The 24,484-nt window shown below is 45.3% G+C and carries 23 protein-coding genes and 1 pseudogene; 15 read left to right on the plus strand and 9 right to left on the minus strand.

Translation table 11 applies throughout. The features are described 5' to 3' along the window. Positions 1-32: 32 nt before the first annotated feature. The 4 genes and pseudogenes from L9Q40_RS18230 to L9Q40_RS18245 form a co-directional block, all read left to right on the plus strand. Positions 33-1,040: a DNA-processing protein DprA gene (locus tag L9Q40_RS18230; protein WP_062854495.1), complete on the plus strand. Its 1,008-nt coding sequence runs from the start codon at positions 33-35 to the stop codon at positions 1,038-1,040. Between the two features lie 10 nt (positions 1,041-1,050). Continuing rightward, the gene (locus L9Q40_RS18235) at positions 1,051-2,322 is read left to right on the plus strand and encodes a hypothetical protein (RefSeq protein ID WP_062854494.1); all 1,272 of its coding nucleotides are present in this window, start codon (positions 1,051-1,053) and stop codon (positions 2,320-2,322) included. 186 nt (positions 2,323-2,508) lie between these two features. Then, positions 2,509-3,747: an ISL3 family transposase gene (locus L9Q40_RS18240; RefSeq protein ID WP_498791601.1), complete on the plus strand. Its 1,239-nt coding sequence runs from the start codon at positions 2,509-2,511 to the stop codon at positions 3,745-3,747. A 342-nt stretch (positions 3,748-4,089) separates the two neighbouring features. Further along, positions 4,090-4,227, plus strand: a pseudogene (locus L9Q40_RS18245) (thioredoxin-dependent thiol peroxidase); the annotation flags it as partial. Between the two features lie 114 nt (positions 4,228-4,341). Here the strand turns inward: L9Q40_RS18245 and L9Q40_RS18250 are convergent. Together L9Q40_RS18250 and L9Q40_RS18255 are read right to left on the minus strand one after the other, a co-directional pair. Next, positions 4,342-5,415, minus strand: a complete 1,074-nt coding sequence (locus tag L9Q40_RS18250) for an AI-2E family transporter (protein WP_372377206.1) — start codon at positions 5,413-5,415, stop codon at positions 4,342-4,344. Continuing rightward, positions 5,416-5,652: a sulfurtransferase TusA family protein gene (locus L9Q40_RS18255; RefSeq protein WP_498794158.1), complete on the minus strand. Its 237-nt coding sequence runs from the start codon at positions 5,650-5,652 to the stop codon at positions 5,416-5,418. It lies immediately after the preceding gene. Positions 5,653-5,967: 315 nt separating this feature from the next. On the opposite strand from L9Q40_RS18255, the gene bepA reads away from it, so the two are divergent. The 4 genes from bepA to L9Q40_RS18275 are packed head-to-tail and all read left to right on the plus strand — an operon-like array spanning position 5,968 to position 8,819. After that, entirely contained in the window at positions 5,968-7,419 is a 1,452-nt protein-coding gene (gene bepA, locus L9Q40_RS18260; protein ID WP_498794149.1) for a beta-barrel assembly-enhancing protease, read from the plus strand. A gap of 16 nt (positions 7,420-7,435) precedes the next feature. Then, complete coding sequence (gene arsC, locus L9Q40_RS18265; RefSeq protein WP_014232726.1) at positions 7,436-7,786, plus strand: arsenate reductase (glutaredoxin); 351 nt, start codon at positions 7,436-7,438, stop codon at positions 7,784-7,786. Further along, a complete protein-coding gene (gene wrbA / locus L9Q40_RS18270; RefSeq protein ID WP_014232727.1) occupies positions 7,787-8,356 on the plus strand; it encodes an NAD(P)H:quinone oxidoreductase in 570 nt (189 codons plus the stop codon). It abuts the gene before it with no gap. 22 nt (positions 8,357-8,378) lie between these two features. Further along, positions 8,379-8,819, plus strand: a complete 441-nt coding sequence (locus L9Q40_RS18275; RefSeq protein WP_014232728.1) for a DUF2069 domain-containing protein — start codon at positions 8,379-8,381, stop codon at positions 8,817-8,819. 69 nt (positions 8,820-8,888) lie between these two features. Here L9Q40_RS18275 and L9Q40_RS18280 read toward each other — a convergent pair whose 3' ends face one another. Further along, a complete protein-coding gene (locus tag L9Q40_RS18280) occupies positions 8,889-10,088 on the minus strand; it encodes a DUF2066 domain-containing protein (protein ID WP_498794151.1) in 1,200 nt (399 codons plus the stop codon). Positions 10,089-10,542: 454 nt separating this feature from the next. Here L9Q40_RS18280 and L9Q40_RS18285 point away from each other — a divergent pair, with 454 nt between their 5' ends. Beyond that, positions 10,543-11,796 carry a uracil-xanthine permease family protein gene (locus L9Q40_RS18285; RefSeq protein WP_014232730.1) on the plus strand — a complete coding sequence of 418 codons (1,254 nt, stop codon included), beginning with the start codon at positions 10,543-10,545 and terminating at the stop codon, positions 11,794-11,796. A 95-nt stretch (positions 11,797-11,891) separates the two neighbouring features. Here L9Q40_RS18285 and upp read toward each other — a convergent pair whose 3' ends face one another. After that, on the minus strand, positions 11,892-12,518 hold the full coding sequence (gene upp / locus L9Q40_RS18290; protein WP_014232731.1) for a uracil phosphoribosyltransferase: 627 nt from the start codon (positions 12,516-12,518) through the stop codon (positions 11,892-11,894). Between the two features lie 180 nt (positions 12,519-12,698). Here upp and purM point away from each other — a divergent pair, with 180 nt between their 5' ends. Both purM and purN read left to right on the plus strand, forming a co-directional pair. Next, positions 12,699-13,739, plus strand: a complete 1,041-nt coding sequence (gene purM, locus L9Q40_RS18295; protein ID WP_498794153.1) for a phosphoribosylformylglycinamidine cyclo-ligase — start codon at positions 12,699-12,701, stop codon at positions 13,737-13,739. Positions 13,740-13,914: 175 nt separating this feature from the next. Continuing rightward, on the plus strand, positions 13,915-14,562 hold the full coding sequence (gene purN, locus L9Q40_RS18300) for a phosphoribosylglycinamide formyltransferase (RefSeq protein ID WP_498794154.1): 648 nt from the start codon (positions 13,915-13,917) through the stop codon (positions 14,560-14,562). An 80-nt stretch (positions 14,563-14,642) separates the two neighbouring features. Here the strand turns inward: purN and L9Q40_RS18305 are convergent, their stop codons facing one another. Both L9Q40_RS18305 and lpcA read right to left on the minus strand, forming a co-directional pair. Then, complete coding sequence (locus tag L9Q40_RS18305) at positions 14,643-15,488, minus strand: class II glutamine amidotransferase (protein WP_014232734.1); 846 nt, start codon at positions 15,486-15,488, stop codon at positions 14,643-14,645. Positions 15,489-15,544: 56 nt separating this feature from the next. After that, positions 15,545-16,120, minus strand: coding sequence for a D-sedoheptulose 7-phosphate isomerase (lpcA, locus tag L9Q40_RS18310; RefSeq protein ID WP_014232735.1), 576 nt, complete (start codon positions 16,118-16,120; stop codon positions 15,545-15,547). Positions 16,121-16,476: 356 nt separating this feature from the next. On the opposite strand from lpcA, the gene fadE reads away from it, so the two are divergent. Beyond that, a complete protein-coding gene (gene fadE, locus L9Q40_RS18315; protein WP_498794155.1) occupies positions 16,477-18,921 on the plus strand; it encodes an acyl-CoA dehydrogenase FadE in 2,445 nt (814 codons plus the stop codon). 184 nt (positions 18,922-19,105) lie between these two features. Next, complete coding sequence (locus tag L9Q40_RS18320) at positions 19,106-20,869, plus strand: SulP family inorganic anion transporter (RefSeq protein ID WP_020335126.1); 1,764 nt, start codon at positions 19,106-19,108, stop codon at positions 20,867-20,869. A 91-nt stretch (positions 20,870-20,960) separates the two neighbouring features. On the opposite strand, the gene L9Q40_RS18325 is transcribed toward L9Q40_RS18320, so the two are convergent. Further along, positions 20,961-22,211 carry a TIGR03503 family protein gene (locus L9Q40_RS18325; protein ID WP_020335127.1) on the minus strand — a complete coding sequence of 417 codons (1,251 nt, stop codon included), beginning with the start codon at positions 22,209-22,211 and terminating at the stop codon, positions 20,961-20,963. Positions 22,212-22,219: 8 nt separating this feature from the next. Next, on the minus strand, positions 22,220-22,942 hold the full coding sequence (dnaQ, locus tag L9Q40_RS18330) for a DNA polymerase III subunit epsilon (protein ID WP_014232739.1): 723 nt from the start codon (positions 22,940-22,942) through the stop codon (positions 22,220-22,222). A 59-nt stretch (positions 22,943-23,001) separates the two neighbouring features. On the opposite strand from dnaQ, the gene rnhA reads away from it, so the two are divergent. After that, on the plus strand, positions 23,002-23,466 hold the full coding sequence (rnhA, locus tag L9Q40_RS18335; protein WP_020335128.1) for a ribonuclease HI: 465 nt from the start codon (positions 23,002-23,004) through the stop codon (positions 23,464-23,466). Here rnhA and L9Q40_RS18340 read toward each other — a convergent pair. Next, a complete protein-coding gene (locus tag L9Q40_RS18340) occupies positions 23,463-24,218 on the minus strand; it encodes a class I SAM-dependent methyltransferase (protein WP_014232741.1) in 756 nt (251 codons plus the stop codon). The genes rnhA and L9Q40_RS18340 overlap by 4 nt on opposite strands. 13 nt (positions 24,219-24,231) lie before the next feature. Here L9Q40_RS18340 and L9Q40_RS18345 point away from each other — a divergent pair. Further along, positions 24,232-24,484, plus strand: a 253-nt coding sequence (locus L9Q40_RS18345) for an MBL fold metallo-hydrolase (protein ID WP_498794159.1), incomplete at its 3' end; no start/stop codon positions are given.

A 24,484-nucleotide genomic window follows, 5' to 3' on the forward strand; every position in this document is an offset into this window, starting at 1 on the left:
ATACAAGATTATTTATTGAGACTGACTTAACCGTGACTGAAGAACAAGAATACTGGAGAGCCGAAACTGTTGCGTTTTATGCGCTTCAGTCGCTTCATGGTGTTGGTTTCAGAACGCTGTACAAAATAGCAGTTCAAGGAATCAAGTTCAGAGAACTAATCAAGACCGAAGATCCTAAACATTTTGGCAAGATACTACGAGTCAAGCTGCCAAAGCCTATCTTCGATTCACAAGAGCAATGGGAAAACTTCAAGAAAGAGTTATGGGCTAAAGGCACATCAATAGCTCGTACCTACGCTCAGAAGCAAGTTAGGGTGGTTTTCCGCGATCATGAAGCATTCCCTAACAGCTTGAGAAACATAGAAGAGCCTCCAATGTGGTTATTCGTTCAAGGCAACCTGAATAACCTTCATACCAAGTCTGTAGCTATCATCGGCAGCCGCAAATCATCAGAAGATGGTCACTGGTTAACTAGGCTCATCGTTGCAGGTATGGCGAACAAGAATCTCGTATCTGTTAGCGGATTAGCTGACGGTATCGACCAACGAGCACACATTGAATCAATTCGCTTCGGTGTGCCAACTGTGGCGGTCTTGGGTACGGGCATTGATAGCAACTACCCTAAAGGTTCTGAAACAGTCCGAGAGCAAATCATAAACGCTGGCGGAACAATCGTGACCGAATACTTAATAGGTCAGAGCTACAGCGGTCATAACTTTGTTCAAAGAAACCGTATTCAAGCGGGACTCGCTACATGTGTTATTCCAGTAGAATGGAAGATCAAAAGCGGTACTGCACACACTGTCAATTTCGCTAAAGACTTCAACCGTTTCTTGGTTATGCCCTACTTACCAGATTCGAACCCCGAAAGTAGCGAACTACAAGCTATTACTTCATACAGGAAGGGCGTTGTTTTCAAAGTCCCAGAAAAAACGACCGAGCTACTAATCTTCCTAGAAACTTCAGAAATAGAACAAATAGAAGAGTCACCAGTAACGGATTTAAACGATGGTGAACGTCAGATCTCACTTGGCTTATAAGGATGTCAGGATGGAAACAAAGCAATTAAAAGGCGTGATACTCAGCGTTGAAGATACCCTACTTTTCCGCATCGATCCTGCTAACGCTGATTACAATGAAATTGACGATACGGAGATAACTAAACTATTCAATTTCTTCAAGTCAAAGGGCATTAAACCTGTCTTATTAGCCAATCAAAGACGATGGGTGATAACTCCACAAGGCAAAGTGGACTTATACGACTATCTCGAAAAGACGTTTGACGATCTAATTATCTTCACCCGTATTCGTGATGGAAGAGTGCCATACAAGAAGACTCCTAACGCAACCAAATACGTACTAAATCAAATGGGATGGGAGCCGAACGAAACTATCTACATTGGCAGCAGTAAAGACGACATGATCACCGCTTTGCACGGTGGAATCCTGTTCTTGAGAGCAACATGGTACGCTGACCATGAAGATTGTGCAGAGTATGGTTTCAAGTTTTCAGAGCCAAAGGAAGTTGCACGCTTCATTGATACCTTGTGTCTTCGTGAACACTTTTGGAGTCATGTAATCCAAGATGATGACTTTGAGTATTATGCTCTAGCCCCTTACGCAACGAAAGTAGAAAGGTTTGCTAAATACTCACGTAACGGATTTGCCGCTGCTAAGTTCGATGGTGGTGGTACTTTAGACTTCTGGCTTGGAGCAACTGTGACAAGTTTGTATTTCACAGGAATCTACCAACGAGTCAAATTCATAGCACCATACCCAAGTCACTCAGAAGGTGTAGATAGCGATGTTATGAGTAGTGATTTACTTACATTTACCCACTGTTTTAGCCATACAAAATACCTCCACAACTTAATAGAAAGACACAAGACAGCTAAGAAATGTGCTTTCGCTAGAGCTAGGGGTGAGTTTATCGACCATCACAACCAACTAAATACTATTAAGTTGAATAAGTTCCCTATATGGAATTACAAAAATCAGTACAAAACCAAGCAGATCAAAAAAGGGACAACTGTTCTGCTTGTCGATGACATTTGTACTAAAGGTTGGTCTTTAGACGCTGCTAAGAAGTATGTAGAAGCAGCGGGAGCAAAAGCCATCTTGGTTACTTGGATGAAGACTATCAACACCAACATTTCAACTATCGGTGACATGCCTGTTTTCAATCCATTTGAAGAAAATGAATTTGAAGGTATCCCTCAAGGCAAAACGTACAACTACAACGATTTTCATGTTGACCATGACGCATCAGATGAACTTGGAGATCAATTAGACAGCTACTTAGCTTGGGACTGGCCTCAATAACCTTCAGGCACAAAAAAGGAGGCTAAAAGCCTCCTGATCTGCACCAGCAACTTTGGACACTCCGTTAAGCGACTTTCTGATACTAAAGGGGCTCTTCTCCGCTTTCATGAGTCAAACAACATCAATGAACCTATCATAATCACATGATTTATAATGCTTATTTTTATTATAAGTTTGTAGTGTATTTTGTCGTCTTTGTATTCCTCGTTGTTTTGCTTTAAAGGTCAGTGTGTCGAATCTTGTTCAATAGAAGAAGTGTCCCAATCAGTTTTCGTTCGTTGCCGTCGAGACCGAAGATATAAGGTCAAAGATCCAATCACAGGTGCAACCTGCACCGTAGACCACTATGTCAAAAGACGACTTCAGGATCTGCCTGTTAGCGGACGGCCATGCACGATAGAAGTTGAACTGGCTAAAACCAGAGATAAAGACGGAAGACGGCTAATTGAAGATACTGACTATGTCTCTAAAGGAGGTCGCTATACCGCTCGCTTTTGCAAGTTTATCAGTGGATTATGCCGCCACATGAGCATACATGCCGTGTCTCAGCATTTAGGTATTCGGTGGGAAACAGTCAAAAACATCGATAGAGAATACTTGCGTTCAAGCCTGCCAGCTTTAGAACCCGAGAAACTAAAGAACTTACTCCACATTGGCGTTGATGAAGTAGCTAGAGCTAAACGACACGATTATATGACCGTCGTTTACGACCTTGTTTCTGGTCATTTAATTTGGGTAGAACATGGACGAAAAGCAGAAGTCCTTATCTCATTTTTCGAGCAACTATCAGAGGAAACAAAGGCTGGAATTAAAGCGGTATCAATGGATATGGGGCAAGCTTACCAATCAGCGGTAAGAAAAATGTTACCTCATGCAGACATCGTTTTTGACCGATTCCATGTGATGCAAAACTACTGCATTTTAATCAGAAAAGAGAGAGCGAAAGCTTTTAGGATTGGCTCGCACGATGAGAAAAGGATGCTTAAAGGCACACTCTTCCTCCTACTGAAAAATGCACAGAAATTGGATGACAAGCAGTCTGACAGACTCGACGATTTACTTGAGAGTAACAAGACGTTGTGCGTGATTTATATGCTAAAAGAGCAGCTACAAGCGATATGGGATGAGCCTTGTTACGAGACCATGACAGCCGCTCTTGAAGCTTGGTGCCGTCTAGCAAAGTCAACTCGGATAATGTCACTAAGCAGCTTTGCAGACTCAATATTAGAAAGAAAAGTAGGTATCTGTAACTACGCAAAATACAAGCTGACCAACGCTCGGGTTGAGGCTGGCAATGTATCTATAGGGTTACTCAGACGAAGAGCCAGAGGAGTAAGAGATACAGATTATTTTAAGTTGAAGATCAGACAAACATCGGTTCCTGATACCCACTCAACTTTTTACCCAAATATCAAGCTCACCTAAGCGGAGAAGAACCCTAAAGGTTATCCGCATTTTCCTAATTTAAGTGATTACTCTAAGAAGCTTTTGTCCACAAATGAGTTACAAGCTCAGAATTATGCTTGTGATCACCGAGCGATTCTGTCGCAATGACAATCAGCTTCATATTATAACATCGCCTAAACTTTTTATGACAAGCTTCCACTTTGAAAAGCGTCAAAAACAGCCAGATTTACAAAAAATTATGACAACTGCTATAATTAGAGTTCAAAAAGAAAATTTATTACCCTAACTCACTGTTAAAAATAGAGTTTGTCAATAATTGTCAAAATTTAGGTCTTAGAATATTCCCAAGGGTGAGATATCATGGGTAAGATCTACGATGGTCTGCATCGCATCAGCTTTCTTATCAACGAAGAAGGCGTGATTGAGCACGTGTTCAATAAGTTTAAAACCAAAGATCACCATGAAGCGGTTTTAAATTACCTCAACGAAAACGCGTAAACCGTCGGCTTGAACCGAACTCCTAAATACAAGAAAGCCCAGTACATGCTGGGCTTTCTTTTTTCTCTCAGACAGTGAGAATTGATTCTCTTAATGCAGACAAGCTTGGTATCGCTATTCCTGCTCCGCAGGTTCACTCTCTTCTGTACTCGGTAGCGCATTCCAAACGGCTTTTACTAGCGTCGCCAATGGGATAGCAAAGAAGACACCCCAAAAGCCCCACAGTCCGCCAAAGACCAGCACAGCAATAATGATAGCAACGGGATGAAGGTTTACTGCTTCAGAAAACAGAACCGGAACCAACACGTTCCCGTCCAATGCCTGGATAATCCCGTACGCGAGCAGTAGCCAATAGAATGGCGGTGTAAGCCCCCACTGGAACAGCCCGACGATAGCCACAGGTACGGTGACCGCTGCTGCGCCAATATATGGGATAAGAACGGACAAACCGACCGCGACGGCTAACAACGCAGAATAACGTAAATCCAGAATCGCGAAGGTGACATAACTTACTCCACCGACAATCAGGATTTCGAGCACTTTACCGCGAATATAGTTTGAGATTTGTTCATTCATCTCGTGCCAAACTTTGTTCGCTAGTCTGCGGTTTTTAGGCAGAATACCACTCGCCATACCGAGCATTTCCTCTTTGTCTTTTAGCAAAAAGAAAATCAGCAAAGGCACCAGAATTAAATACACCGCTAACGTCGCGAGGCTGACTAAAGAAGCCAAAGACCCTTTGACGACGCTTTCGCCAAGCCCTAAAGCCTGATTTTTCGCATTGGTTACGATAGTTTCTACGATTTGTAGGTTGGCCAGTTCGGGATGACGTTCCGGAAGCGTAACAATGAACTTCTGCAACCCATTGTACATATTAGGGATATCGTTAATTAAGTTGCCAACCTGAGTCCAGATAGTCGGCACTAAACCAAACAAAGCAATCAACATCAAACTAATGAAGATCAGCAATACGATGATGACAGCGAGTGTACGCGGCACCCCCATACGGCACATTTGCACTACCGGCCACTCCAGCAGATAAGCGAGTACAATCGCCACCAATAGTGGAGCAATGAGATGACCGAAGAAGTAAATAGTGATAAAACCAAACAGCAAAATCGCTACCAGGCTCACTGCATGTGGATCAGAAAATCGACGTTGATACCAACGACTTACCATTTCGAACATCTAAGCGGATTCCTTATTGAAAACAGTCAATGTGTGGTGATCTGATGTTGGTTTGCAATCAACCACGTACCCTTGAGCATTTAGGTATTTCACAATATCTTGTTTAGAGCTGTTATCCGTAACTTGAATGACAAGCTTTTGATATTGCGGATTTTCTCCTTCAAATGCCTCAACAGTGTGACGCTTTGCAAGTAACAGCGCTAAGGGGCAGCGTTGCTTGCGCAAATCAAGTAGCATGGATTCCATTGTATTGCTCTGCACTTATGATAGGGTTGTATTGTAACGGCTTTTTAAGTTGGTGCTAGCACTTCTGACATGATTTAACCAGATCCTGAAATCACTCAGATATACACAATTTACGAAACCAATTCGTTTATTCTCGGTCTTATTGCTAGCATATACCCAAATGACTTCAAGGTGCATGATACCGCGAGTTTCTCGAGGTTATTTGGGCATACTAATAACAGGATGACCGTACAGTATAGTGGTGACGTTGTGAGGTTCGCGACCTCCTACCACATGCTCAGGTATTTGGGAGAACCTTTAAAACGTATGTTAAAACGCACTCGATCGCTAGTTTGCTTATGTATTGCTGCAGCAATTAGTTCGCCAACAACCTACGCCAATAGTATCGACTTACCCGATATTGGGACAGCCGCAGGTAGCACTCTATCGATAGACCAAGAGTTGATTTATGGTGATGCCTACATGCGCATGCTCAGAGCGAGCAAGCCGCTTGTTAACGATCCTGTGATTAATGAGTATATTGATTCTCTTGGCCACCGTTTAGTGGCCAATGCAAATGACGTAAAGACACCGTTCCATTTTTTCATGATTCGTGACCGCAACATCAACGCTTTTGCGTTTTTTGGCGGCTATGTCGCTCTGCACTCCGGTTTGTTTCTGCACGCTCGCAGTGAAAGTGAACTCGCCTCAGTGGTTGCGCACGAAATCGCGCACGTTACGCAGCGACACCTTGCTCGTAGTATGGAAGAGCAAGCAAGACGCTCACCAGCATCATTGGCGGCGTTAGCGGGAGCCCTACTACTTTCAATTGCTGCACCAGAAGCGGGGATTGCCGCTATCACTGCGGCAACGGCTGGTAACATGCAGAGCCAAATAAACTACACGCGCGCAAACGAGAAAGAAGCCGACCGTTTTGGCATATCTACACTGGCGAAAGCAGGATTTGATGTTCAGGCCATGCCTCGCTTCTTCGGACGCTTAGCCGACGAATATCGCTATGCGAGTAAGCCGCCTCCGATGTTGCTTACTCACCCACTTCCAGAAGACCGAATCACAGACAGTCGACAACGCGCGCAGGCTTATCCTCCGCTGCGTATACTTCCGTCGATTGACTATCACCTCGCCCGTGCGCGTATCGTAGCCCGTTATGCAAGCATTGATTCGCAAGCCGCTTTAGGCTGGTTTGAGCGTACGCAGAAGAAAGCCACAGCCGATATCATGCCGGCATTTGATTATGGGCGTGCGCTGGTTCATTTGGACAGCAAACAGTTATCGAAAGCCGAACCAATATTGAAGAAACTGTTGGCGCAAGATCCGGGCAACCCCTTTTATCTTGATACGATGAGTGATCTGTATATCGAGAAAAAACAACCCGAAAAAGCGGCCGATATGTTGAGTAAAGCACTCGCACGTAATCCGCAAAATAAAGTTTTGACGATTAACTACGCGAATGCGCTGCTCGAAGACAATAAAGATGAGCAAGCGGTGCGTATTCTTCAACGATACACCCATGACAACCCTGAAGATACCAATGGTTGGCAACTGTTGTCGAAGACCTACAACGAGTTAGGGCGTAACGATGAAGAGTTGGCTGCACGCGCCGAGATTTTGGCGTTGCGAGCGAATTGGAATAAAGCGATTCAATATTACAGTGAAGCAAGTAAAATGGCCAAGTTGGGCAGTTTAGAGCAAGCACGATACGATGCTCGAATTGACCAGCTCATGATCCAAAGAGATCGATTCATGGCATTACAATAACGAAATGGAGAAAACCATGTCAGTCGTGATTTATCACAACCCTCGTTGCTCAAAGAGCCGTCAAACTCTTGAGCTGCTGGAACAAAATGGTGTTACACCTGAAGTCGTAAAATATTTGGATAACCCACTTACCGTGGAAGAACTAAAAGCACTCTACGCTCAACTAGGGTTCTCAGCTGTTCGTGACATGATGCGTACAAAAGAAGCCGAGTACAAAGAATTAGGCTTGGGTGAGGCGTCTGTCAGTGATGAACAACTGTTCGAAGCAATGGCACAAAATCCAAAACTATTCGAGCGCCCTGTTGTTGTCGCAAACGGCAAAGCGAAAATCGGTCGTCCACCAGAGCAAGTGTTGGATATTCTATAAATGGATTGCCAGATCCTTATTTTGTACTTCAGCCGTCACGGCGCAACAAAACAACTGGCAAGACAGATAGCAAGAGGGGTCGAATCGACTCCTCACTGCGAAGCAATTTTGCGTACAGTTGAAGAATTGTCACCTCACTCACATACCCCTTCCGATCCAATTGTTACTCTAGAAGAACTGAAAAAATGCGATGGTCTTGCATTTGGTAGTCCCGTCTGGTTTGGCAACATGGCAGCGCCGTTAAAGCACTTCTGGGATCAAACCACACCTTTGTGGGTAAGCGGAGACTTAATCGATAAGCCAGCGTGTGTATTTACCTCATCCTCTTCGATGCATGGTGGTCAGGAAACCACACTACAAAGCATGATGACTCCATTGTTGCATCACGGGATGATGGTATTGGGAATTCCTTATGCAGAACCAGAGCTGCACTTAACTCAGTCAGGTGGTACACCGTATGGCGCGAGCAGTGTCGGCAAAGAGCCAACACTCACCAATGATGAGGCTCGTCTGGCACAGAAGTTGGGTAAACGACTAGCAACAGCAGCACTAAAGCTGAAGAGCAGCTAGTAAATTCAAGGATAGTAAATCGATGTCTGAATCTTTTGACCAACCTGCACTTAGTGCACAAACGAAAAGCTATCGTTACTTGGCTTTGTTTGGCAACTTGGCTTTACTGGCTTGGGTAGCGATATGGCAACTCGCGCTGTCTCCTCACCCTCACTTGAGCAGTACAACGCTAGCGATTGCATGGTGTATTCCATTATTGCTTCCGTTGCCGGGCATATTGGCGGGCAAACCCTATACTCACGCTTGGGCAAACTTTGTGTTAATGCTGTATTTCCTTCATGCATTAACCATCTTATATGTCGATGGCGGAGAACGTTGGCTTGCCGCAGTCGAGCTTCTGCTAACGACGCTAGGCTTTTTTGGCAACATTCTATTTGCGAGAGCAAGAGGCAAAGAGTTGGGCCTCAAACTCAAACGCTTATCCCAAGTAGAGAAAGAAGAAAAAGCGAAGTTCAACAAATAAGGCCAACGATGAAACAAAAAAGAGTCGCGATTTGCGACTCTTTTTTATTATTTTCAAAACGTTAGCATTCTATGAACGTTGACTAGAAGTCCATTCATAAATAACGTCGTACTGCTCTTGCACCGGTTGAATTACAACAGGCTCAGATTCTTTAACTTCTTCAACTGCGACGTCAGCGGTCACAACATCTGAAGCCAATGGGGCCTCTTCCGTTGCCAATTCAGATTGAATTGGCTCTTGAACAGGTTGTAAAGGCGCGGCGTCTTCCACTGGCGTTACTGGCTCTTGGTAGTCACCCAGTTGCGAAATCGATGACGCTTCCTTTTCAAACGCCTCTTTAGAAGCCAATAGATGAAGTTTAAGCGTCAGTTCATTCCCCTGAACTCGCTTAACCTCAGTGCCAGCAACAGAGTTAAGTTTCTTTAACGCGCTTTCTAAGTGGAAAAAATCTTTCGCTGAATGGATGTTAACCACTTTCATCGTGATCCCATCAGAAGACTCGCCCGACACAACCACGGCACTCTTGCCTGCGTAATAGTCGGAAATAGCATCGACCACTTCTGCCATCGCATTCACCCCTGTTGCCGCCCCACTACGAGGAGAACGCTGCGACACAAGAATCGCCGATGGTGATTGGTCGTATAACGTCCAGCGAATTTGATCGCCCTGAGCTTTAAGTACCATCACCGCATCAACGGGGTAACGTTGACTCGCCTTCGCGATGGGTTCAACAAATCCGCCCCATAGATCAGAGACATCAACGCCAGTCACATCATCAAAGTCACCCACTGGGACAGTAATCGGCAGGCCTCGTGTTTCCGCTGCAACGCGCAATGCAGAAACCTGCGCTGAGTCTGAATTCTCCCAAGCAATGGTGCGTTCATAAGCTTGTTCTTCAATCGCCCAGACAAGAATATTGGCGCGATGAGGCGACCACGATGGCAACTGTGCTTGAGTCAAAAGAGAATGAATCTGACCACTGTTAAAGCGCATATCCAGACTTGGTTTGCCGTCCACTTGACCGTAACCAAGTTGAGAAATGTAACGTGAGCTTGAGCTCAGCGCTTTTTGAATAACGGTATTACTTAAAGAAGATTGAGAACCAGTTGCTCGAACAATCACCTCTTTCATACCTTGTTCACGAGCCAAAGACTCACCGTTATCTTGCTCACTGTCGATAACCACTTCAGCACGATAGATATCTACCTGTGTTAATGCGTAAACGGGCAGAGACAACCAACCGATCAGTAAAAGAGCTAAATAGCGCATAGTTTTCATTTTCCTCTAAATAAGAGAAAGCATAATAAGCAACTATCAAACCTTGAGCAAGGCGAGCCACAAGAAAATAGCCTAAAATTTGAGCAACTTACGTCAATTGCGGCGCAGTATTCAGTGTCAATTAATGAGTTATCCTTACTCTTATCAATCTATATGCGTATACAAAAACTGAGTTCTCCGGGCGGACTAGATAAAAGAAAACCCCATCTCCAACATTAAGCCTGACCTTGTGAGTAGCAGGCGATTACATCTTTTTCTTTGCAATTCATCTAACAAAATATGAACTTTAGCTCGTAAAACAGGCACTTTTGTAAGAAAACCGCTCTAAAAGCATATTTTAACCACTTAAAATCATCGAAAAGTTTGATCTGATCATTGTCGCAAACGTTTGCCGAGTGGTACTATTCGCCGGATTTGTCTGCGTATCTTTAAATAGGAAATGATTATGAAAAATGCGTTACAAGGCGCTCAGATGCTCTTTGTCGCTTTTGGTGCTTTGGTACTCGTGCCACTTCTAACTGGCCTCGATCCAAACGTAGCACTCTTCGGCGCTGGTGTTGGTACCCTACTCTTCCAATTAATCACTAAACGTTCTGTCCCAATTTTCCTTGCTTCTTCTTTTGCGTTTATTGCTCCTATTATGTTCGGTATCCAAACATGGGGTATCGGTGCAACTATGGGCGGCTTAATGGCAGCAGGTATGGTTTATATTGCCCTCGGTGCAGCGATTAAAGTTCGTGGCGTAGGCTTTATTCATAAGATTCTGCCACCTGTGGTTGTTGGTCCAGTGATTATGGTAATCGGCCTGGGCTTGGCTCCAACCGCAGTGAATATGGCGATTGGTAAAACTGGTGACGGCGCAGCTCAACTAGTCAATGGTGATGCAGCGATCATGATCTCTGCCGTTTCACTATTAACAACTATTGCACTGAGCGTATTTGCGAAAGGCTTCTTAAAGCTAGTACCAATTGTTGGTGGTATATTGGCAGGCTACTCCGTGTCTCTTGCCTATGGCGTTGTTGATTTTACCCCTGTCGCTCAAGCAGCTTGGCTTTCATTGCCAAACTTCACCACACCAGAATTCAATATCAACGCGATTCTGTTCATGATTCCGGTTGCGATTGCTCCTGCTGTAGAACACGTAGGTGACATGCTGGCCATTTCTAACGTGACAGGCAAAGATTACCTTAAAAAGCCAGGTCTACACCGCACTATCGCAGGTGACGGGGTAGCGACAATGGCGGCGGCAATGGTTGGCGCGCCACCAAATACGACTTACAGCGAAGTAACTGGCGCGGTAATGCTGACGAAAGCATTCAATCCGAAGATCATGACATGGGCAGCAGTGACCGCTATTGTTCTGGCTTTGGTTGGCAAGCTAGGCGCTATCCTTCAGACCATCCCTGTTCCTGTAATGGGTGGCATCATGATCCTCCTGTTTGGTTCTATCGCTACTGTAGGTCTGAACACGCTGATCAAAAACCACGTTGATCTACACAAGTCTCGCAACCTGGTTATCGTTGCTGTTACGCTAGTATTTGGTATTGGTGGCATGGCTTTCGGCATTGGTGAATTCAGCCTACAAGGCGTTAGCTTGTGCGGTATCGTGGCAATCATTCTGAACCTGGTTCTTCCACACGACCTAGGTGAAAACCACGTTGTAGATAACGCTCAGATCGAAGAAGACAAAGCGAACTAATTCGTAGGTTCAATTCGACACGTACAAAAAAGGCTTGGTAATAACCAAGCCTTTGTTTTTTTTGTTCAGAACTGAATCTGCGTTATGTTAGACGCTTATTTAGTACCGAAAATCTTATCACCCGCATCACCTAGACCAGGAACGATGTAACCTTTGTCGTTTAGTTTCTCGTCGATTGCCGCTGTGTATAGCTCAACATCTGGGTGTGCTTTTTCTAGCGCTTCGATACCTTCCGGTGCCGCTACCAAAACAAGAACTTTAATTTGGTTACAACCTTTCTCTTTCAGAAGATCGATCGTCGCGATCATAGAACCGCCAGTTGCCAACATTGGGTCAACAACCAGTGCGATACGCTCATCAATGTTAGAAGCAAGCTTGTTAAAGTATGGAACTGGCTCAAGCGTTTCTTCATCACGGTAGATACCTACCACACTGATACGTGCACTTGGCATATGCTCAAGAACACCATCCATCATACCTAGACCAGCACGTAGGATTGGCACAACCGTTACTTTCTTACCTTTAATCTGGTCAACTTCTACCGGACCGTTCCAACCTTCGATAGTAACTTTCTCTGTCTCAAAGTCTGCTGTCGCTTCGTAAGTAAGTAGGCTACCGACTTCGGTCGCTAACTCACGAAAACGTTTTGTGCTGATGTCACCTTCTCTCATTAGACCAATTTTATGTTTTACTAGAGGGTGTTTTACTTCAACAACTTTCATGTCCATCTCCGGCTATAATAGGCAATATTTAAACAAACCTTCAGATTATACACGATTTCTGCTAGGAAATCAGGATATATCACTGAAGAAAAAAACCTGCGCAAACGTTTGCTATCTGTATTTAAGCACTGGTAGAATAGCGCCGTTTTCATATCCAACTTAAATACCGAGGACTTCCCTGTGAGTGGTAATAACTCTTCTCTTAGCTATAAAGACGCTGGTGTTGATATTGATGCAGGCAACGCGCTTGTAGATCGTATTAAAGGTGCGGTAAAACGTACTCGTCGCCCTGAAGTGATGGGTGGTATCGGTGGTTTTGGCGCTTTATGCGAATTGCCGACGAAATACAAACAACCTGTATTGGTTTCTGGTACTGACGGTGTAGGTACAAAACTTCGCCTCGCACTGGATATGAACAAGCACGACACTATCGGTATCGACTTAGTTGCGATGTGTGTAAACGATCTTATCGTGCAAGGCGCAGAGCCATTGTTCTTCCTAGATTACTACGCGACAGGCAAGCTAGATGTCGATACAGCGGCTGACGTTGTATCTGGTATTGCAGACGGCTGTGTGCAAGCAGGTTGTGCCCTAATCGGTGGCGAAACTGCTGAAATGCCAGGCATGTACGAAGGTGAAGACTACGACGTAGCTGGTTTCTGTGTAGGTGTGGTAGAAAAAGAAGAAGTCATCGACGGTATGAAAGTAGCGGCAGGTGATGCTCTTATCGCAGTAGGTTCAAGCGGCCCTCACTCAAACGGCTACTCTCTGGTTCGCAAGATCCTTGAAGTATCTGGCGCAGACAAAAACGAAATGCTAGAAGGTCGCACTATCGGTGAGCATCTTCTAGAACCAACTAAGATTTACATCAAATCAGCACTTAAAATGATTGAGAAGCACGACATTCATGCAATTTCTCACATCACAGGTGGTGGTTTCTGGGAAAATATCCCACGCGTTCTACCAGAAGGCACTAAAGCAGTGATCGACGGTAACAGCTGGGAATGGCCAGTGATTTTCCAATGGCTACAAGAGAAAGGTAACGTTGAAACACACGAAATGTACCGTACATTTAACTGTGGTGTTGGTCTAATCGTTGCTCTTCCTAAAGATCAAGCAGAAGCAGCGGTTGCACTTCTGCAAGAAGAAGGCGAAAACGCATGGGTGATTGGTGAAATCGCTCAAGCGGAAGCAAATGAAGAACAAGTTGAAATCAAATAACTTGCGATTCTTGCTCAAAAAGTAAAAAGAATGAGGACGCTATGTCCTCATTTTGCTATCTGGAACTCGAAAACCATTTCAATAGTAGGTGATATCAATTCCGTAATGAGATCATCATTCTTGCTAACATTGATATAATTTAAAAAACCTACAGTAGTAAGGCAGTCTCAACATCATGAAAAATATAGTGGTCCTAATTTCTGGTAGTGGCAGTAATCTACAAGCGATATTGGAAGCGTGTGAAGCAAATATGCCTAACGCGCAAGTCGCTGCCGTTTTCTCAAATAAAGCGGACGCTTACGGATTAGAGCGCGCGAAACAATTTAATGTTGAAGGCCATTTTGTCGACCCAAAAGCATTTGAGTCTCGTGAAGCATTTGATGCAGAATTGATGAAGCAAATCGACCAGTATCAACCAGATGTCATCGTATTGGCTGGTTATATGCGCATTCTCAGCAGCGAATTTGTGCAACACTACATGGGTAAGATGATCAATATTCACCCTTCACTGTTGCCAAAATACCCTGGGCTGCACACTCACCAACGTGCAATTGACGCGAAAGATAAAGAGCACGGCACCAGTGTCCACTTCGTAACGGAAGAGCTCGACGGTGGTCCGGTTGTTCTGCAGGCAAAAGTACCTGTATTTGAAGATGATGATGCAGATACCCTTGCGGCTCGAGTTCAAACTCAAGAGCACACTATCTATCCAATCGTCACTAAATGGCTGGTTGAAGACAGATTAAAGATGCAAGACGGCAAAGCGTGGTTAGATGGCAAAGAGCTTGGTGCTCACGGCTATGCAGCCGCTGAAGAAGAGTAACGCTCTTCGGCAAACTCAAAACCAAATCAAAAAAGGCAGTCTTGATGACTGCCTTTTTATTCATAGCTGGAAAGCATTGATTATTCTAACGGTTCCGTCGGAGCCTGGCTGGCTACTTTCTTTGGCGCGAATGCGACGTCTTTCAGCGCAGCTGCATTACCATCAACCAACTCACCTAAATGAAACAGACCATATTCGCCTGGCTTCATTCGCTGCCATGCTTCATTACCTGTCAGCGGCTGAGTCGCGATCACAGACACAACGTCATTTGGTGTTGTTTCTTCCTGGAAGTTGATTTCAACATCTTCATCCAGTAATGCCGCTTTACCAAAAGGAGCTCGTCGCGTAATCCAATACAGGTGATTGGTGCAATACGTCATGACAAACTCACCGTCACTCAGCAGCATGTTAAATACGCCCTTCTCTTTCAGTTGATCACAGCACTTCGCAACATAGACAAAAACCGACGCCATATCCTCTGGAGGCTCTGGGTATCGATCTTCCATCTGCTTCAACAACCAACAAAACGCCAGTTCACTGTCAGTTTGACCTACAGGACGGTGCCGACCTGTATGTAAATCCTGATAATCTGACAACTGACCATTGTGAGCAAATGTCCAATACTTACCCCACAACTCACGTGTAAATGGATGCGTATTTTCCAGGTTGACTCCGCCACGATTAGCCTGTCGAATATGGCTGACTACAGCGCGGCTTTTGATTGGGTAGTTCTGAACCAGTTCCGCAATTTTTGAATCGCAGCTTGGCTTCGGATCTTTAAACGTCCGAAATCCTTTACCTTCATAGAAAGTGATTCCCCACCCATCACGGTGCGGGCCAGTTCGGCCTCCACGCTGCATCAGCCCAGTAAAACTGAAACAAATATCCGTTGGAACGTTGGCGCTCATGCCGAGCAATTCACACATGGTTTAAAGAACTCCTTACCTAAAATACCAACCTTAAACAGGAACTGCCGTCCTAATTATTCCATCTCTTTTTCAATCAACTGAATGACGATGTGAATAATTTTAATATGTACTTCCTGAATACGATCAGCGTAGCCAAAATGAGGCACACGAATTTCAACGTCTGCCAAACCTGCCATTTTACCACCGTCTTTACCTGTCAGTGCAATGGTCTTCATGCCTTTTGCTTTCGCGGCTTCAATGGCTTTAAGAATATTGCCTGAGTTACCAGATGTCGATAAACCAAACAGTACATCGCCTTTACGACCGACTGCTTCAACATAGCGAGAAAAGACAAAGTCGTAACCAAAATCGTTACTCACACAAGAAAGGTGGCTTGGGTCAGAAATCGCAATACCAGCATAACCCGGACGGTTATCACGGTAACGACCTGTCAACTCTTCAGCGAAATGCATTGCATCACAGTGTGAACCACCATTACCACATGACAGCACCTTGCCTTCTTGTTTAAAAGAATCAGCAATCAATTTCGCAGCGGCTTCAATTTGAGCAATGTTATGGTCATCGCTTAAAAATTTGTTGAGCACTTCAGCAGCTTCGTTTAACTCACTTTTAATCAGATCTTGGTACATAAGACGTTCTCTTTATTATTTCGGCCCTTGGTATGCAATCACATTACCTTGGCAAATGGTTCTGTTGCCAATCTGACACCAGACATTTCGTTACAGAGAGTTTACCCACAAACGAGAATTAGTGTCGATAGCGAACCAACAGATTTGGATTGGTAGAAGTAATAAACTTAGTAACTTGCTCAAGAAAACAGCACCAAAATCGCATTTTTAGAATTTTTACTCTACTTAGATCACTTTTTACCCAAAACCAAGTTTTACATTTTGTTAATATTCTGATTACAATTACAAGAACTGGTTAGACCTCTTATCAGAATACAGACGCACAACACTTATAACGTCTGAAAAGGAAAACATATATGGACATCTTGCTTTCAATCGTTGCGGTGACAATCGTCTTAGGCATTACGCTCTATCACCGAATGTCACTCGCAAAATCCGTCAGCCTTCTAACTGCTGCCATGTTAGTGCTGACCATCGCTGGTTCTGCAGGCTTTATTGGCTGGGCTATTTACATCCTTGCCATCGCCGTATTTGCTGTATCAGGTATTCGTCAATCTCTTATCAGTCGTAAGGCTTTAGCTGTTTTCAAAAAAGTCCTTCCGGCGATGTCTCAAACCGAGAAAGAAGCCTTAGATGCAGGTACGGTCTGGTGGGAAGCAGAATTATTTAAGGGTAAACCTGAATGGAAAAAGCTGCATGCGATTCAGACTCCTAAGCTGAGTGCGGAAGAGCAAGCTTTCCTTGATGGCCCAGTAAATGAAGTCTGTGCCATGGTCAACGACTTTCAGGTAACGCATGAGCTTGCAGATTTGCCACCAGAAGTCTGGCAATACCTAAAAGACCACAAATTCTTTGCCATGATCATCAAGAAAAAATACGGCGGTCTGGAATTTTCTGCTTACGCACAGTCATTAGTGCTACAAAAATTGACTGGTGTTTCCGGCGTGCTTTCTTCTACCGTTGGCGTACCTAACTCTTTGGGTCCGGGCGAGCTACTGCAACATTACGGTACAGAAGAGCAAAAAGATTACTATTTACCTCGACTGGCAGAAGGTAAAGAAATCCCATGCTTTGCTTTAACCAGCCCTGAAGCGGGTTCCGATGCGGGCTCTATCCCAGACTATGGTGTGGTGTGTAAAGGTCAATGGGAAGGCAAAGAAGTACTCGGCATGCGCCTGACCTGGAATAAGCGTTACATCACGCTTGCTCCTGTGGCAACTGTTCTGGGTCTTGCCTTTAAACTGCGCGATCCACAAGGTCTGCTAGGTGATAAAGAAGACTTGGGTATCACATGTGCACTCATTCCAACCAATGTTAAAGGCGTTGAAATCGGAAATCGTCACTTCCCTCTTAACGTCCCTTTCCAGAATGGCCCAACACGCGGCAAAGATATCTTCGTTCCTATCGATTTCATTATCGGTGGTGAGAAGATGGCAGGCCAAGGATGGCGAATGCTGGTTGAGTGTCTGTCGGTTGGTCGTGGTATCACACTTCCTTCAAACTCAACGGGTGGCATTAAAACAGCTGCACTGGCAACAGGAGCTTACTCGCGTATTCGTCGTCAGTTCAAACAACCTATCGGCCACATGGAAGGCATCGAAGAGCCTTTGGCACGTATTGGTGGTAACGCCTACGTAATGGATGCTGCGAGTAACTTAACGGTTGCGGGTATCGACCTTGGCGAGAAACCGTCTGTTATTTCTGCCATCGTGAAGTACCACTGTACCCACCGTGGTCAACAGAGCATCATTGATGCTATGGACATTGTCGGTGGTAAAGGCATCTGTATTGGCCCGTCAAACTTCCTCGCTCGTGGCTACCAAGGCTCACCAATTGCGGTGACCGTAGAAGGTGCAAATATTCTGACTCGCTCAATGATCATCTTTGGTCAGGGTGCCATTCGTTGTCACCCATACGTTCTCGAAGAGATGAACGCAGCCTACTCTGATGCAAGTGATGCCGTCGAAAAGTTTGATAAGGCATTGGCAGGTCACGTGAGCTTCACCATGAGTAACCTTGTACGCAGTATTTGGTTTGGTTTGAGCGATGGTTTGGGTTCATCCGCGCCAACCAAAGACGCGACCAAACGTTACTACCAACAACTTAACCGTTACAGCGCTAACTTAGCACTTCTGTCTGATATTTCGATGGCAGTGCTTGGCGGCTCATTGAAACGTAAAGAGCGTTTATCTGCTCGTCTTGGTGACATCCTTAGCCAACTTTACTTAAGTTCAGCAGCGCTAAAACGCTTTGAACAAGATGGCCGTCCAGTTGAAGATTTACCTTTGGTTCACTGGGCTCTGCAAGACAGCTTGAAGCAAGCAGAAACCGCCGTTGATGAGTTTTTAGCTAACTTCCCGAACAAAGCCATTGCTCGCACGCTGCGCGTATTAATCATGCCGTTTGGTCGTGTACGCAAAGCGCCAAGCGACAAGCTCGACAGCAAAGTTGCGCGTATTTTGCAAACACCTAGCGCAACGCGTTCGCGCATTGGTCGTGGTCAGTATCTGGCACCAACAGAACATAACCCGGCAGGTAAGATTGAATTAGCATTGTCTGTGATTCTTCAAGCCGAGCCAGTATTCGACAAAGTGTGTAAAGCGCAAGGCAAACGTCGTCCGTTCTTACGTCTGGATATGATTGCGGAAGAAGGGCTAGAGCAAGGCATTATTAGTCAGGAAGAAGCGGAACTTCTCAGAGAAGCAGAGCAGCACCGTTTAGATACCATTAACGTCGATGACTTTGAGCCAGAGCAATTGGCGGCAAAGCCGAATTATCCTCACATGGACAGCGTCGCCTAAGACAATAACGCCAAAGTAATAAGCAAACCGAGAGCCAAATGGCTCTCGGTTTTTTGTTTTTTCTGGCCCTAGATTGATAGCGATATGCGACTTGTGCGCTGATGAGTGATAAACAGCTCACGGACGCAATAACAGAACGATGTATACTTTACTGTAAATAAACCATTTTTTAGGGGGTGCATCTGTGGCCAAAAAATTATTCTCGCAGTGGTTCCCTGGCCTCGTTCAGCTTAAGCATTATCAACGTGAATGGTTCACTAATGACTTTCGAGCCGCTTTTTCTGTCGTTGCCGTCGCCTTACCTGTCGCCATCGCTTATGCACAACTAACCGGTGTTTCTGCTGTTGTCGGCCTCTATTCATGTGTGTTGCCGATGTTGGTTTATGCCTTGATGGGGACTTCTCGACAACTCATTGTTGGCCCTGATGCCGCTACCTGTGCGGTGATTGCTGCTGTTGTCACTCCGCTCGCAGCTGGCGACCCAACCAAACACTGGCAGTTAGTGATGACCATGACAGCCATGACGGGCATTTGGTGTGTTGTGGCGAGCCGATTTAAATTAGGGATTTTTGCGGATTTTCTCTCCCGCCCTATTCTGCTTGGATTACTTAACGGTGTTGCACTGACCATCATTGTCAGCCAATTCGCTAAAGTTGTCGGCTGGAGATACGAACAGCGCTACCTATTGGAACGTTTATGGGAAGCACCTCAACGCTTAACCGAAGTTCACTGGCCTACCGTCTCGTTAAGTATTGCCACTGTCGTCGTTTATCTGGTCACCAAACGTTTTCGCCCCGCTTGGCCAGCCGCCATGCTTGCTATATTGGTCACGACTGGCTCTGTTTGGCTACTCCACTTACAAGATATGGGTGTGTCAGTGGTGGGCATTACTCAGGGTGGGTTCCCTCAATTTCAAGCACCAAAGTTTGAACTCGGTGAAGTGCGTGAACTGGTGGTCCCTGCATTGAACCTTGCTATTGTCAGCTTTGTAAGCATGATGCTCACTGCACGTAGCTTCGCAGCAAAAAATGGCTATGACATTGATGCAAACAAAGAATTCAGAGCATTAGGATTTGCCAATATCGCGTCGGCATTTTCACAAGGTTTTGCTATCAGTGGTGCCGACTCTCGGACGGCAGTCAACGATGCCAATGGCGGCAAATCACAGTTGGTCTCTATTATTGCCGCACTGACTATCGCGGTCATCGCGATCTTTATTTATGAGCCTTTACAGTTTATCCCTATCGCTTCACTTGGCGTAGTATTGATCATCGCTTCATTATCGTTACTCGACCTCAAAGCGATATGGACATTACGCCAGCGCGACAAAGATGCCTTCAACCTAGCAGGCATCACCTTCGTATCCGTATTGGTTATTGGGGTGATTCCGGGGATTACACTAGCGGTGCTTTTGGGGCTATTCCAATTTTTGCGGATTGTCATGCGCCCGAGCGATCAAATCCTGGGTTTGGATGAGAAAGGCACAATACGAACTGTCGATGGCACAGGTAAAGCTACTCCGATACCAGGGATGGTGATTTACCGGTTTAACTCGCCACTGACGTATTTTAACGCCCCTTATTTTAAACGCCGGGTATTGGAACAAGCAGAACATACAAAAGACGTCAGTTGCGTGGTGGTAGACGCCGTATCCAGCTTTACTCACCTTGATTTAAGCGTGATGGCAACCCTGTCAGATCTTCATGAAATGCTGAAAAAACGCGGCATACGATTGATTCTTGCTGGTCGAAAACGCCGCTTACGCCAATGGTGTGATCTAACGGGCATCAGCACCAGCGATGGCGGGATCTTACTTCGTGCCGATATGTATCTCGCCATCAAACTCAGCGGATGCTACATCAGCGCTGTTGGTGAAGGGCAAGTTCCAGCCGTACAAAAAGAACCCGATTTGGAACAAACTCCGAAGCCGATTCCCGAAGTGGCTTAGTGCTTGCGTGATTAATTCAACCCAATTAGCTTGATATCGTCAATGCTGACCATGACCAAACCAAAAGCGGAACCAATCGGTTCCGCTTATTCTAATTCTTTGGCATTTGCAGCTGCATTTCAGGAATGGCTTCTCTTTTGGCTTTTAGCTTTCGCCATATCAGCCAAACTAAGATACCGATAATTAACATCACGACGTTACCTACCGCGATCATTAGTAGACTGCGCTTACGTTCTGCTTCTCGTTCAGCAAGGATGCGCTTTTCTGTCTCGATTCGGTGCTGCTCGGCAAGCTCCGCTTCTTTGGCTTTACGCGCGGCCTCCAAATCAACGTCATCAACGACACTGAATGTCTGCTCCTGAATTGGGAAAATCAGAGGACGTTGAGTGGCAAAATCCGTCGCAAAGATAACGCCTTGCCAAGAGTATTTACCTAGCTCAGGGTCATTATCCAAATTCAATGTCGCTTTCAGACCGTCTTGAGAAACTTGACCTTGGCCATAACTCTTAAAACCATCGGGAGCACTTTTTTCCACACTTACCAGGAGTGAACCAGGCGCAATCATGCCTTGCTCGCCACTGACCACCAGCTGATGAGGTTGGTTTTGTTCACGAGATTGAATAAAGGTACGCGAAATAGGATTCGGATATACGAGTACTACCTGCTCTTCAGCACGCAAGAAGACGCCATTCCCAGAGACAATACGTGCACGATATTTTCCCGGTTGAACTTCAATTGGCAGCTGAACGGTGAATACGCCGTCACCAGCTTGCTCATCCAAATCTCGGCCGTCATCCTGGAAATCACCAATCACTAATGGAACTGGTCGCTCCTCGTTAATCAGCTCATCTTCGTTTTCAACAAACTTGGTAAAGGTGACCTGTAAATTAACTCGGTCGAGAAAATCTCTTAACACCAGAGGCTTGTCGTCTGAAGTCAGTCGTGAGGTAAATTTGAGTGCTTCACCGTGATATAGATGATTCGGAAAAGCGTCAGTGCTTAACTTCAAATGAGAAATTAAGCGAATATTGTTCTTAGGCGTGACTTTACCCACCGCTTGCCATGGACCCGGCATCGGCTGATCGATCGAGACAATATCCAGTGCAGGCTCCTGATACCAGCGGATATTATCGTAGGAGCCCCAAGCATAGTATTTTTTACCGTCAGGACGAACTAAGACAACGGGTTGAGAACTTTGCTCACGATGGACCAGAAATGTGATTTGCTCGATACTAGGATCGACACGAAAGCGATTATCTAACAAAGACATCGTAGATTCACTCGCGGCACTCGCAAGACAACTCCAGATTGCCAGGATAGCAACCGACAAAGCCCTGAGCATAGTTTCTCCTATTGAAGCCAAATACTGTCGTTCACCAGCTCTAACCTTTTCTGGTGCGCATCTATTTCATCGGCACTTGCTCGCAAAACCTTTAGCGCTTTTCTTCCCTCGACCCGGCGAACGCTTTCTACGCCTCCTTCTTGCTTGTTGGCGTTAAACTCAAGGCTTGTTTGTCCACCAGTCATCAATAGGTAAACGTCAGCCAGAATCTCCGCATCGAGCAAAGCCCCGTGGAGTGTACGGTGCGAGTTATCAATGCCGTAACGTTCACATAAGATATCGAGGTTATTTCGCTTGCCCGGGAAGATCTTCTTCGCCATGGCAAGGGTATCGGTTACCTTACAGAAATCATCTGTTTTACCGATATTCGGATCGAGCATTTCAAACTCGTAGTCCATAAAGCCGGTATCGAAGGGCGCATTATGGGCAACCAGCTCGGCACCTTTGATGAAGTCGATAAACTCTTGGTGCACACTGGCGTACTCAGGCTTATCAACTAAGAATTCATCGGTAATACCGTGAACCCCAACCGCTTCTGCCTGAATTTCACGATCAGGCTTTAGATAAACGTGAAAGTGACGCCCGGTCAACTTGCGGTTAATGATCTCCACGGCTCCGATCTCAATAATACGGTGCCCCATGTAGTGAGGACCGCCTTCTTGGTTCATACCCGTGGTTTCGGTATCGAGAACCACAATGCGATTATATTCAGAATTGCTGCTGGTATTCATAAGCTTATATGTGTCAGACTATGCTTTAATAAATGTTTCGGCTAATAGTACCAAAAAATATGACCAAACACGTTGAGATTTTCACTGACGGATCTTGTTTAGGTAACCCTGGACCGGGTGGTTACGGCGTCGTTCTGCGCTACAAAGACGTGGAAAAAACACTATCTAAAGGCTACACCCTAACGACCAACAACCGTATGGAAATGCTCGCTGCAGTTGTTGCGCTGCAAACGCTAAAAGAACCTTGCAAAGTCTCATTAACAACCGACAGCCAATATGTCCGTCAAGGCATTACTCAGTGGATTCATAACTGGAAAAAACGTGGTTGGAAAACAGCGGATAAAAAGCCAGTGAAGAACGCAGATTTATGGCAGGCGCTCGATAAAGAAACCGCCCGCCATGAAGTTGAATGGCATTGGGTAAAAGGTCATGCGGGCCACAGAGAAAACGAAATCTGTGATGAATTAGCCCGAACAGCAGCAGAAAACCCGACTGAAGAAGACACTGGCTATCAAGCTTCCTAGCGCTTATCGCTCGACATCTTTTTCACTCCAGCACCCTCTCGATTCATAACCCCCAGTGGTGTGAGCTTTTTCTTTAAACGCCAGTGCGGCTTGATTGGCTTGAGAGGGTATGTTCGTTTACGGGCAACGATATAATACAGACTGCCCGCTGGCGATGCCCATTCCCCTAAACTGTTTTCAAACCAAGTCCACATTGTGCGGTAACGTGTCATTGGGAAAAGTGCATAGCGATCACGATGAATCACCTGATAGTTAAGCAGCCCGAGCCAGTCCTGAACACGGTTCGATGAGAACATTCGGCCACTCCAAGGCAAATTGTTTTTACGCCACGGGAAAAGACTCGCCAAGCCAGTAAAGCTAAATGGATTAAAACCAGTAATGATCAGGTAGCCATCATCCATCATCACTCTGTCCACTTCTCTTAATAGACGGTGAGGATCACGTGCGTAGTCTAGCTGATGAGCCAGAATTGCCACATCAAAGCTTTTTTCCAAAAAGGGTAATTCGTAACCATCCGCAACGACATTATGCAACGGGTTCTGGATATCTACGTTGACTTGGTGTTGAATGTTACAATTACTGCTGGTTAGCTCACAGCTCAACCCGCCCAGTTTGAGCATGTGGTAACCGAAAAGTTTCGGACACCACTCATCAAACCGAGTTTGGATTGACTCAAGCACCCAAGGTCCATTATTCAGATCGGACCAAGTCGACGGGTGTGGTATAGTTTTGTTGCTGAGTGCTGGTTTCATTAACCACCTAACTATAATGGGTGACGGAGAACGAATCGTGTTAGAGATCAAAAGCATACCCGCATTTAATGATAATTACATCTGGCTAATACAAAATAGCGATAAACGTTGTGCCGTTGTTGATCCGGGTGATGCAAAGCCTGTATTGGAATACTTACAAGCTAACGAGTTAACTTTAGAAGCGATTATGATTACGCACCACCACAATGATCACATTGGTGGCGTTCCAGATTTAGTCCGTGCATTTCCTGATGTTACCGTTGTTG

Origin of the sequence: Allocatenococcus thiocycli, from assembly GCF_921292965.1 — a bacterium.
Classification (GTDB): Bacteria; Pseudomonadota; Gammaproteobacteria; order Enterobacterales; family Vibrionaceae; genus Vibrio; species Vibrio natriegens.